Annotated in this window: 12 protein-coding genes and 1 other annotated feature; all 12 genes read left to right on the plus strand. The window is 29.3% G+C overall.

Going from position 1 to position 11,989, the window contains the following annotated elements:
• On the plus strand, nt 1-616 hold a 616-nt coding region (gene secF, locus VK071_01565), incomplete at its 5' end, for a protein translocase subunit SecF (GenBank protein ID HLR34003.1).
• 91 nt (nt 617-707) lie between these two features.
• Nucleotides 708-1,073 (plus strand): LapA family protein, encoded by a 366-nt coding sequence (locus VK071_01570; GenBank protein ID HLR34004.1) that lies wholly within the window; start codon nt 708-710, stop codon nt 1,071-1,073.
• Nucleotides 1,074-1,088: 15 nt separating this feature from the next.
• Nucleotides 1,089-3,563, plus strand: a complete 2,475-nt coding sequence (gene recJ, locus VK071_01575) for a single-stranded-DNA-specific exonuclease RecJ (GenBank protein ID HLR34005.1) — start codon at nt 1,089-1,091, stop codon at nt 3,561-3,563.
• A 19-nt stretch (nt 3,564-3,582) separates the two neighbouring features.
• A complete protein-coding gene (locus VK071_01580) occupies nt 3,583-5,742 on the plus strand; it encodes a bifunctional (p)ppGpp synthetase/guanosine-3',5'-bis(diphosphate) 3'-pyrophosphohydrolase (GenBank protein ID HLR34006.1) in 2,160 nt (719 codons plus the stop codon).
• A 19-nt stretch (nt 5,743-5,761) separates the two neighbouring features.
• Nucleotides 5,762-6,211 carry a D-aminoacyl-tRNA deacylase gene (dtd, locus tag VK071_01585; protein ID HLR34007.1) on the plus strand — a complete coding sequence of 150 codons (450 nt, stop codon included), beginning with the start codon at nt 5,762-5,764 and terminating at the stop codon, nt 6,209-6,211.
• Nucleotides 6,212-6,221: 10 nt separating this feature from the next.
• A complete protein-coding gene (locus VK071_01590) occupies nt 6,222-6,842 on the plus strand; it encodes an MBL fold metallo-hydrolase (GenBank protein HLR34008.1) in 621 nt (206 codons plus the stop codon).
• Nucleotides 6,843-6,905: 63 nt separating this feature from the next.
• Nucleotides 6,906-7,070: a hypothetical protein gene (locus VK071_01595; GenBank protein HLR34009.1), complete on the plus strand. Its 165-nt coding sequence runs from the start codon at nt 6,906-6,908 to the stop codon at nt 7,068-7,070.
• Between the two features lie 12 nt (nt 7,071-7,082).
• Nucleotides 7,083-8,564, plus strand: a complete 1,482-nt coding sequence (gene hemZ / locus VK071_01600; GenBank protein ID HLR34010.1) for a coproporphyrinogen dehydrogenase HemZ — start codon at nt 7,083-7,085, stop codon at nt 8,562-8,564.
• A 25-nt stretch (nt 8,565-8,589) separates the two neighbouring features.
• Nucleotides 8,590-8,797 (plus strand) — a binding site (T-box leader).
• A gap of 44 nt (nt 8,798-8,841) precedes the next feature.
• Nucleotides 8,842-10,626, plus strand: coding sequence for an aspartate--tRNA ligase (aspS, locus tag VK071_01605; GenBank protein HLR34011.1), 1,785 nt, complete (start codon nt 8,842-8,844; stop codon nt 10,624-10,626).
• Between the two features lie 99 nt (nt 10,627-10,725).
• Complete coding sequence (locus VK071_01610; protein ID HLR34012.1) at nt 10,726-11,424, plus strand: tRNA threonylcarbamoyladenosine dehydratase; 699 nt, start codon at nt 10,726-10,728, stop codon at nt 11,422-11,424.
• Nucleotides 11,412-11,837, plus strand: a complete 426-nt coding sequence (locus tag VK071_01615) for a SoxR reducing system RseC family protein (protein HLR34013.1) — start codon at nt 11,412-11,414, stop codon at nt 11,835-11,837. The genes VK071_01610 and VK071_01615 overlap by 13 nt, the downstream gene beginning before the upstream one ends.
• A gap of 13 nt (nt 11,838-11,850) precedes the next feature.
• Nucleotides 11,851-11,989, plus strand: a 139-nt coding sequence (locus tag VK071_01620; protein HLR34014.1) for a metal-sensitive transcriptional regulator, incomplete at its 3' end; no start/stop codon positions are given.

Consider the following 11,989-nt stretch of genomic DNA (forward strand, 5'->3'; position numbering starts at 1 on the left):
AAAAGATGAAATAATTATAAAATTTAAAGACAAATATGGTTTAAAAGATGAAAATTTTACACAGTTTCAAAAATTTAGTCCAGCAATGGGAAAAGAAATTAGAAATAGAGCCTTGCTTTCATCTCTGCTTGCTATAGTAGCAATGCTTATATATATAACTTGGAGATTTGAGTTTAAATTTGCAACTGCAGCTATTTTAGCTTTATTACATGATGTGTTAATAACAATATCAGTATATGCAGTGTTTAGGGTCCCAGTAAATGGATCATTCATTGCAGCAATTTTAACTATATTAGGATATTCAATTAATGATACTATTGTTATTTTTGATAGGATAAGAGAAAATAAAAAGCTTAATAGAAAAGAATCTAATGATGTATTGGTAAATCTCAGTGTGAAAGAATCTTTTAAAAGGTCAATTAATACATCTATAACAACTTTAGCAGCTGTAGTTACTTTATATATATTTGGTGTTGAAGATATAAAAGTTCTAGCTTTACCATTAATAATAGGTATTATTGCTGGAACATATTCTTCTTTGTTTATTGCTAGTCCTTTATGGTATATTTTCACTAAAGAAAGGAAAGATGGGGGTTATAAACCTAGAAGAGTATAAACTGCCTTTGGGCAGTTTTTTTATAAATAAATCCTTCTTTTTAGGGTAAATAGGTTGTATCTGTTATATCATAAGGATAGGGAGGAACAATATGCAAATTAATTTTATTTTATCATTAATTTTTGCTACTTTTGTTGCAATATTTGCTTTGAAAAATGGAGATAAGGTGTTAATTGATTTTTTATTTGCTAAAGTAAATGTATCTCAGGCAATTGTAATTTTTATTTCTGCTATTTTAGGGGCAGTAATAGTTGCTATACTAGGCTCTGTTAGAAGTATAAAAAATAAGAGAAAAGTTAAAGAGTTAAAAAGTAGATTATTGAATTCCGAAGAAGAAAGAAAAAATTTAATGGCCTTAATAGAGGCTAATAGTGAAGAAAATCAAGATAAAGAAAACGAATATAAATTTGATAAAAATAATGAAGAAAGTGAAGATATAGCAATAGTTGATAAATAAGATATCTGAGGTGATATGTTGATTGACTTTGAAAAAATTTATAGTATAAAAGATGCAAACTATGAAAAAGCTGAAGAAATTTCTAAAGCCTTAAATATATCCTTATTAACTGCTAAGGTTTTGTTAAATAGAGGATTTACTAATGAACAACAATGTATAGAATTTTTGGATACTGAACTAACCAGTTTACTGGATCCCTTCTTATTAAACGATATGGATAAGGCTACAGATAAAATAATAGAAAAAATAAAAGCAGGAGAAAAAATTTGTATTTATGGAGATTATGATGCTGACGGTGTTACGAGTATTACTGTATTAAAAATCTTTTTTGATGAAATTGGTGCTAATTCTTTTTATTATATTCCTAATAGATTGGAAGAAGGTTATGGGTTAAATAAAGGAGCTGTTGATCGTATTCATAAAGAAGATGCATCTCTAGTTATAACTGTAGATTGTGGAATATCTAGTTTTGATGAAGTGGACTACTTCAATGAAAAAGGAATAGAGGTAATTATAACAGATCACCATCAGTGTGGCGATGAGTTACCTAAAGCATTTTCTGTAATAAATCCTAGTAGAAAAGATTCTACATATCCTTTTAAATATTTAGCAGGAGTAGGAGTTGCCTTTAAACTGGTACAAGCTTTGTCAATAAAAATGGGAATTCCTTTAGCTGAAAAAGATATCTTACCTTTTGTAACTATAGGTACAGTATCAGATATAGTCCCATTAGTAGGTGAAAATAGGGTAATTGTTAAAAATGGATTAAAAAGTATTAAAGATAGTAATAATATAGGTTTACAAGCCTTATTAAAAGTGTCTGGTTTAGCTAATCAAGATATATATTCTTATCATGTAGGATTTGTATTAGGTCCCCGTTTAAATGCTAGTGGTCGATTAGGGTTAGCAAAAAATGGAGTAGAACTATTTTTGACTAAAGATGAAGATAAAGCTATAATATTAGCAGAAAATCTTGATAAAGAAAATATAAAAAGACAAGATATTGAAAGTGAGATACTTAAGGATGTAGAGAAACAAATAAAAGAAAAAATAGATTTAGATAGGGAAAGAGTTATAGTACTGGCTTCTGAGGATTGGCATTCAGGGGTTATAGGTATAGTTGCTTCTAGAATAGTAGAAAAACATCATAGACCTACTATATTATTTGCTATTGAAGATGGTGAAGCTAGAGGCTCTGCAAGAAGTATTTCTACTTTTAACATTTATGAAGGATTAAAAAAATGTAGTAGTTGTTTTATTGGCTTTGGTGGACATAAACAGGCAGCTGGAATCCATATAAAAGCTGAGTTAATTGATGAATTCAGAGAAAAAATTAATAAAGTGGCTAATGAAGATTTAGATGAATATGAATTAATACCGGAGATAACTATAGACTGTGAAATTGGTATTGAGGATATAAATTTACAAACTGCAAGGGAGCTAAAATCTTTAGAGCCCTTTGGTATTGGCAATCCATCTCCCCAGTTTATTTTTAAAAATGGAACTATAAAAGATATTAGGGGTATAGGCAAGGAAAAAAAACATTTAAAATTGTTATTAAATAGGGAGAATAAGGATGTTGATGCAGTAGGTTTTAATTTTGGAAATTATGCTAATATTTTAAAACATAATGATAAAATAGATTTAATTGGTACCCTAAATATTAATGAATACATGGGAAAATCAACCCCCCAGTTATTAATAAAAGATATAAATAATAAAAAGGACTCTTTATTGGGGAATAATTATTATATTCATATGAAAAATTTGTTTAAAACAAGAGAGAAGATTGAAGAAACTGGTTTAATGCTAGAGGAGTTATCGGAATTAAATGATTATCTTAGATTAGAATATGTAATAGAAGCATTAAAAGAAAAGAATAATTTATTATTATTAGTTTTTAATTATTATAATGCAGAAGAAATATTAAGATTAATTCAAATGACTGGTAGAGATATTCTAGGTAGAACTAATATATCTTTTAATAAAACTATAGAGGGTAAAACTAATAATTTAGTTATACTTCCAGTGTTAGATAAAATTGATTTTGACCAGTTTGAAAATATTATATTATATGATGCAAATTTTCATAATTTTGGTTTAAAAGAGTTTTTAGATAAAAATTTAGAAAAGGTAGAGGTATTGGCTTCTAAAAAAGATTATGAACTTAATAAAAAGTTATTAAATTACATTACACCAACAGTAGAAGAAATGAGATTATTTTATAAATTATTTTTTAGTTCTGGGGAAGAAATCTTTAAATTAGATTCTAAACTTTATTTAAACTCTATAAATAATAATTTTAATATTAATGTTTCAGAGGCAAAATTAAATTTAATATTAGAAATTTTTAAAGAATGTAATTTGCTAGACTTTGTTAAAAAGGATGGAGCTTATTTTATAAAACTGTTATCTAAGCCTAATGATAAGTTTAATATTTTAAAGCAACCTACATTAGAGTATTTATACAGCTTAAAAGAACTCCAATAAGAACAAGTAGGTGAGTGTTATGATAGATGATTTAATTCTAAAAATTGAAAAGTACAATCCTCATGTAGATATAGAACAAATAATGAAAGCCTATAATTTTTCTGAAAAGGCCCATGAAGGCCAGTTAAGAAATTCTGGAGAAAATTTTTTTATACATCCGTATAATGTTGCTATGATATTAGCCGATTTAAATATGGATACTCCAACAATAATGGCTGGTTTGTTACATGATGTTATTGAGGATACTGATATTACCTATGAAACCTTAGTAGAAGAATTTGGCAAAGAGGTAGCTAATTTAGTTGAGGGAGTTACTAAGCTGAAAAAGTTACAATATAAAACAAAACAGGAAAATCAAGCCGAAAACTTAAGGAAAATGGTTTTAGCTATGGCTAAGGATATAAGGGTAATAATAATAAAACTAGCTGATAGGCTTCATAATATGAGAACCTTGGAATATATGAGTGAGGAAAAGAAAAAGGAAAAAGCTTTGGAAACTTTAGAAATATATGCTCCCCTTGCCCATAGATTAGGGATATCAAGGATTAAATGGGAACTAGAAGATTTATCTTTAAGATATTTAGATCCAGAAGGTTATTATGATTTAGTTGATCGGGTGCAAAAGAGAAGAAAAGAAAGAGAAGCTTATATTAAGATGATAACCGATATTCTGGAGAAAAAATTAGATGAGGTTAACATACCTAATGAAACTAGTGGAAGGCCAAAAAGTTTTTATAGTATTTATAAGAAGATGATGTATCAGAACAAGGATTTTGAACAAATTTTTGATTTGACAGCAATTAGAATTATAGTAGATAATATAAAGGACTGCTATGGAGTTCTTGGTATAGTTCATACAATGTGGAAACCAATACCAGGAAGGTTTAAAGATTATATTGCTATGCCCAAGCCAAATATGTATCAATCTCTGCATACTACTGTAATAAGCTCTGATGGGGAAATATTCGAGGTTCAAATTAGAACTTGGGATATGCATAGAACTGCAGAATATGGTATTGCAGCTCATTGGAAATATAAAGAAGGAACTGTAAGGACTAATAATCTTGATAAAAAACTTACTTGGTTAAGACAACTACTAGAATGGCAAAAAGATATGAATGATCCAAAGGAGTTTATGGAAACTTTGAAAATTGATTTCTTTACAGATGAAGTTTTTGTCTTTACTCCAAAGGGAGATGTAATAAATTTACCTAATGGTGCTACGCCTATAGATTTTGCCTATAGAGTTCATACTGCAGTAGGCAATACCTGTGTTGGAGGTAAGGTTGATGGTAGAATTGTGCCTTTAGATTATAAACTTAAAAATGGAAATATTGTGGAGATTATTACATCTGGCAGTAGTACAGGGCCTAGTAGGGATTGGTTAAAAATTGTTAAAAGTAGTAGAGCTAAAAGTAAGATTAGACAGTGGTTTAAGAGAGAGTCTAAGGATTTAAATGTAAATAAGGGGAAAGAATTATTAGAAAAAGAAGTAAAACGTCAAGGATATAAATTAACTGAAATACTAAAAGAAGATTGGCTTAGAAATGTAGCAAATAAATTAAGTTTAGGAAGTCCTGAGGATATGTATGCTGCTCTTGGCTATGGAAGTGTGAACTTATCTCAAGTTATGCCAAAGCTAAAGGAAATTTATAATAGGCATCACGATATAAAGGAAGAAAAAGTATTTAAAGAGGAAAGGATTATTCCACCTACAAAAAGAAAACCAAGAGCAACACAAGGAGTAAGTATAAAAGGTGCTGATAATATAAAAGTAAGATTCTCTAAATGTTGTAACCCAGTTCCTGGTGATGAAATTGTAGGTTATATTACTAGAGGAAGAGGAGTATCTGTCCATAGAAAGGACTGTCCGAATGTGACTTTTTTAGATGATCAAGATAGGTTTATAGATATTGAATGGGATAATAATGAAAAAGCTTCTTATCAAGCAGAAATACAAATAAAGTCAACAGATAGGACAGGAATATTAACGGAGATAACCCAAAGAATTACTGAAGTAGATTTGGAGGTTATTGCACTAAATGCTAGAACTAATAGGGAAAAACTAGTTTTAATTAATATTACTTTAGGAATAAAAAACAGGGAACAATTAGGAGATCTTATGAGAAGAGTTAGAAAGATTAAAGGAGTTATAGACGTATATAGAGTGACTGTGTAGTAAGGAAAGGATGGAATAAATGAGGGCTGTAATTCAAAGAGTTTCTGAAGCTGATGTAAAAATAAAGGGAAATATAGTTGGTGAAATAGGAGAAGGACTTTTAGTACTTCTGGGAGTTGGTAAAGAAGATACAGAAGAAGATACTGAATACTTGACTAAAAAAATTCTTAATCTTAGAATATTTGAGGATGAAGATGGGAAAATGAACCTGTCTTTATTAGATATAAAGGGAGAATTATTAATTGTTTCCCAATTTACTTTATATGGAGATGTTAGGAAGGGTAGAAGACCAAGCTTTACAGATTCAGCATCTCCAAAGAAAGCAGAGGAAATATATGAACAATTTATAGATAAATGTAAGGCAGAAAATATTAATGTGGAAAAAGGCCAATTTGGTGCTGAAATGGATGTAAGCTTAGTAAATAATGGTCCTGTAACCATTTTATTAGATAGTAAAAAAACTTTTTAGGAGGGATACATTGGAAATAATTAAGATTCCTGTAGGAATTTATGCAGCTAATTGTTATATAGTATATTGTAAAGATACAAAAGAAGGTATAGTAATAGATCCAGGTTCCCAAGGAGCTGAAATAGGTGATAAAATAAAAGACTTAGGTTTATCCATTAAGTATATTATATTAACTCACGGTCACTGGGATCATACAGATGGGATCTTAGGATTAAAAGAAAAAATAGATGTACCTGTTTTAATCCATAAGGAAGATGAGCCATTACTCAGGGCAGGTAAAAAAGGTATATATAGTAAGGCTTCTTCTGAAGGTATTGAGGTTGCTCCAGATAAATATATAGAAGATGGAGATAAGTTAAAAGTAGGAGATATGACTATAGAAATAATCCATACTCCAGGTCATAGTCCTGGTGGAGTAAGTATAAAAATAGGGGATAGGATTTTCACTGGTGATACTTTATTCACTGGTTCTATAGGGAGAACAGATTTATACGGTGGATCTTATGAAACCTTATTATCTTCTATTAAGGAAAAACTTTTAATATATCCGGATAATACTATTGTTTATCCAGGTCATGGTGAATCTTCTACCATTGGAAGAGAAAAAGTAACTAACCCTTTTATTAAATAAGAATAGAAAACCACCTTTAGGGGCACTTTATTACTACTAATAATTTACCTAGAGGTGGTTTTGATGAAATTTAATGATAAATATAAGAAGAGCATAGATTTATATGGAATATATGATTTAATAGAATTGGGATTGGAAGACGAAGAAATTGCGAAGGATTTTGAGGTTTCACCAGAATATGTCCGAAAACTCAAAAATGAAATTAAGAAATTTGATGATGATGTTTAAGGAGTCCGTATTATGATATATATTTATGTACAAGGCCATGATTTTAGATATGGAGTTTATGAATTAGTCCGTATGTTCTTTTTTGGAGAGGAAATTATTTTTATTGAAGACTTAGACGAGTATGATAATGAAGGTATGCTTATAGAAAATTATTTACTGGAATTAGAGAATAGTTTCTCCTCTGTAACTAAGGTTTTTAAAAATGGGGAACTTTTTAATGAATGTGAAGTTAAAAGTTTAGAAAATATTAATATTGCAATAAATAATTTGAGAAAAAAGTTGAATCTTGGAGTAAAACAAAGTATTTATAAAGCATTAAATTCTTTTAAAATAGCAAAGGTACCTTGGGGAATATTAATAGGTGTAAGGCCAATAAAAGTTGTAGAAGAATTAATATATAAAGGCATAGATGATGAAAATATTTTAAACATTCTTCAAAATGAGTACAAGCTATTAGAGGAAAAAGCAAAGCTAATGTTAGAAATAGGGAATGTACAAAGAAAATATTTATATCCTATTAGTGAAGAAAAATATAGTTTATATGTAAGTATACCTTTTTGTCCTACAAGATGTGTCTATTGTTCTTTTCCTTCTAATTCTATAAAAAGAACAGAAAAATATGTAGACGAATATACAGAAAAGATAATTTATGAAATGAAAAGAGTTAAAGAAATAATGGGAAACAAGAAAATAAATACAGTATATATAGGAGGAGGGACTCCTACAGCTATACCTGTAAGAAATTTAGAAAAAATCATTGAAAATATATACTTAATTTTTGGAAAGGAAAATGTAAAAGAAATAACTGTAGAAGCGGGAAGGCCAGATACTATAAATAAAGAAATCCTTACTATGTTAAAAGCTAAAGATATTGATAGAATTAGTATAAATCCACAAACTATGAATGATGAAACTTTAAAATTAATAGGGAGAAATCATAGTTCTAAGGATATAATTGAATCCTATAAATTAGCAAGGAAAATAGGCTTTAGTAATATAAATATGGATATAATTCTTGGTCTGCCAGGTGAAGGATTGAAGGAAGTAGAATACACTTTAAAGAATATTATGGATTTAAAACCTGAAAATTTAACAATTCACACTTTAGCTGTTAAGAAAGGTTCAAAGTTTAAAAAGACTATGGATCATTATAATATTGAAGAAGAGAATATCATTGAAAATATGATAGAGCTAAGTAGAGAATATGCAGAAAAAATGGGATTAAAACCTTATTATCTATATAGGCAGAAACAAATGCTTGGAAATTATGAAAATGTAGGTTATGCTATTAAAGATATGGAGTGTATATATAATATTTTAATTATGGCGGAAAAAGAGAGTATATTAGCTGTAGGTCCAGGAGGCGTATCAAAGATATTTTCTCCAAAGGAAAATAGGATAGAAAGAGTTCCTAATGTGAAAGGTTTGAAAGAATATTTAGTAAGAATTGATGAAATGATTGAAAGAAAAAGGAAAGCTGTTGACAATTATTAGTATTTGTTTTATAATTAAAAAAACATAATTAACTATGAAAAGGAGTAGTAGTTAAATCCCTTAACTATAGAGAGTTGGTGCTGGTGGAAATCCAATGTTAATATTTAACGAAGACACCTTGGAGTTAATAGGCTGAACATAAGTAGGCTTATTCGCTATAAGCGTTATATTATAAAGTGGGTTTTTTACCTAACTAGGGTGGTACCGCGGGAAATATACCTCTCGTCCCTGATAATTTCAGAGATGAGAGGTTTTTATTATTATAAGGAGGAATATTATGGCAGAGAAAATGGGTAATTTAAGAAGAACACATATGTGTGGGGAATTAAGGGAAGTCCATATGGATGAAGATATTGTTCTTATGGGTTGGGCTCAACGTAGTAGAAATTTAGGTTCCCTTATTTTTGTAGATTTGAGAGATACAACTGGAATATCACAAATAGTATTTGATAGTAATTATTCAGAAGAAAATTTTGAAAAGGCTAAAAAAATAAGAAGTGAATATGTTTTGGCTATTAAAGGAAAGGTAAGGAAAAGAGAATCTGTTAATGAGGAAATACCTACAGGATATATAGAAGTTTTAGTAGATGAACTGAGGATATTGGATAAGGCGGAAACTCCTCCAATTTATATAAAGGATAATGATGATGTACAGGAAAGTATGAGATTAAAATATAGATATTTAGATTTAAGGAAACCTTTTATGCAGAGAAATTTGAAAACTCGTCATAAGGCCGCTAGTACTGTTAGAAGATTTCTTGATGAAAATAACTTTGTTGAGATAGAAACTCCAATGTTAACAAAGCCTACGCCAGAAGGAGCAAGAGATTATCTAGTACCAAGTAGGGTAAATCCTGGTGAGTTTTATGCACTACCTCAATCTCCTCAGCTTATGAAACAATTACTAATGGTAGCTGGTATGGATAGATATTATCAAATTGTAAAATGCTTTAGAGATGAAGATTTAAGAGCTAATAGGCAGCCAGAGTTTACTCAAATTGATATTGAAATGTCTTTTGTAGATATTGATGATATTATAGAATTAAATGAAAAGTTATTGAAAAAAATATTTAAAGAACTTAAGGGTATTGATATCCAATTACCTATTCCAAGAATGACTTACAAAGAAGCTATGGAACGTTTTGGTTCTGATAAACCGGATTTACGATTTGGCTTTGAACTTAAAGATATTACTGATATAGTAAAGGATTCTAACTTTAAAGTTTTCAGCAATACAAATAAAAATAAAGGTGAAGTAAGAGGAATAAATGTAAAGGGTTATGAGGAAAATTTCTCAAGAAAAGATATTTCTAAACTTGAAGATTTTATTAAAGATTTTGGCGCAAAAGGATTAGCGTGGATTAAGTTAACAGAAGATGGAATATCCTCTCCAATAGCTAAGTTCTTAAAAGATGAAGAGTTAAATAATATTATTGAAGAAATGGATGGGAAGACTGGGGATTTAATGTTATTTGTGGCTGATAAATCTAATGTAGTATTTGAGAGTTTAGGACATTTAAGAATAGAAGTAGCAAAACAATTAGATATTATTGATAAAAATGATTTAAAAATGGTATGGATTACTGAGTTTCCTCTATTTGAGTATAATGAGGAAGAAGGAAGATTAGTTGCAAAGCATCATCCTTTTACTCACCCAATGGATGAGGATATTAAATTATTAGAAACTGAACCAGAGAAAGTTAGAGCTAAGGCTTATGATATAGTTATAAATGGAGATGAAATAGGTGGGGGTAGTATTAGAATAAATGATCCAGAACTTCAAAACAAAATGTTTAAGGTTTTAAAATTAGAAGACGAGGAAGTACAAGATAAGTTTGGATTTTTAATTAAATCCTTTAAATATGGAGTTCCTCCCCATGGAGGAATAGCTTATGGATTTGATAGATTGATTATGTTGTTTACTAATAGTGAAAATATAAGGGATGTAATAGCTTTTCCAAAAACTCAAAGTGCAACTTGCTTGTTGACAGAGGCTCCAACAGCTATAACTGAGGAACAGTTAAATGAAGTACATTTAGAATTAGATTTAAAAGATGAATAAGAGTAAGTACTTTATGAAAGTTTGAATAAATTTAAATTTATTCAAACTTTCATAATTATTATTTTATATCTTATATATTGTAATGGAAGGAGAATATATGTGGAAGGGCCTTTTGATAGAACGGAAATGTTATTGGGTAAAGATAATATTGAAAAGCTTAGAGATAAGCATGTTGCGGTTTTTGGTATTGGTGGTGTTGGTTCCTATGCCTGTGAAGCTTTAATCAGATGTGGTATAGGTAATTTAACTATGGTAGATTATGATATAATAGATATTACAAATATTAATAGACAAATTCATGCTAACTTTAATACTATAGGAAGACCAAAGGTAGAAATAATGAAGGAAAGAGCATTAGCCATAAATCCAGATATTTCTATTATGATTCATAATGAATGTTTCAATAAAGATAATAAAGAATCTTTGTTAAAGGAAGAATATGATTATGTAATAGATTCAATAGACATGGTATCATCAAAATTGGAGTTAATTGAAGAATGTAAAGTAAAAGGTATACCTATTATTAGTTCTATGGGTGCTGCCAATAAGCTTAATCCTACATTACTCCAAGTTAGCGATATATATGATACTCATATGTGTCCATTAGCTAAAATAATGAGAAAAGAATTAAGGAAAAGAAAAATAGAATCATTAAAAGTAGTTTGGTCTAAAGAGAGACCCGTTATCAAAACGGGACTTGGTAGTGTTTCCTTTGTACCACCAACTGCAGGGTTAATAATAGCGTCAGAAGTGATAAAAAGTATATTAACGAAGGAGGGGTTTCAGTGGAACGAGTAGGCTATGTAAGTAAAGTTATAGGAGATAAAGCAGAAGTAGAAGTTAAAAGAATGTCAGCTTGTGGAAGTGAAGGATGTAGCAGTTGTGGTGGAGGTTGTAGTGTTCCAAGTGTTTTTGTTACTATGCCTAATACTTTAAAAGCTAAAGAGGGAAATTTTGTTGAAATAAAAACAAAAAGTAGAAATGTTTTAAAATATACTTTTTTAACTTATATGATTCCTTTTTTCATGTTAATTATAGGAATAATAATGGGGATGGGAGTTTTTAAATATGCCGGGTTTAAAAGTTATGAAGGTTTTGGATTCTTAACAGGTGTAATTTTTTTAGCTTTGTCATTTTTAATAATAAAGAGAATTGACAGAAAAGTGGCTGAAGAAAAAAATCTTCAATTTGAGATGATAAAAATACTTTAAAGGAGGGAATAAATTGAAAAGTATTGATGATGTAAATAAAGATGCAATTACAAAGCGTTTAAGGCGAATAGAAGGACAAGTAAAGGGAATACAAAAAATGGTTGAAAATGATAAATATTGTGGTGATGTATTAATCCAAGTGGCTGCGGCTA

The sequence above is a fragment of the Tissierellales bacterium genome (assembly GCA_035301805.1).
Classification (GTDB): domain Bacteria; phylum Bacillota; class Clostridia; order Tissierellales; family DATGTQ01; genus DATGTQ01.

Bases quoted from the DNA above. Each gene is read 5' to 3' on its own strand.
- VK071_01570 (HLR34004.1), top strand. From the start codon at position 708: ATGCAAATTAATTTTATTTTATCATTAATTTTTGCTACTTTTGTTGCA.
- recJ (HLR34005.1), top strand. From the start codon at position 1,089: ATGTTGATTGACTTTGAAAAAATTTATAGTATAAAAGATGCAAACTAT.
- VK071_01580 (HLR34006.1), top strand. From the start codon at position 3,583: ATGATAGATGATTTAATTCTAAAAATTGAAAAGTACAATCCTCATGTA.
- dtd (HLR34007.1), top strand. From the start codon at position 5,762: ATGAGGGCTGTAATTCAAAGAGTTTCTGAAGCTGATGTAAAAATAAAG.
- VK071_01595 (HLR34009.1), top strand. From the start codon at position 6,906: ATGAAATTTAATGATAAATATAAGAAGAGCATAGATTTATATGGAATA.
- hemZ (HLR34010.1), top strand. From the start codon at position 7,083: ATGATATATATTTATGTACAAGGCCATGATTTTAGATATGGAGTTTAT.
- aspS (HLR34011.1), top strand. From the start codon at position 8,842: ATGGCAGAGAAAATGGGTAATTTAAGAAGAACACATATGTGTGGGGAA.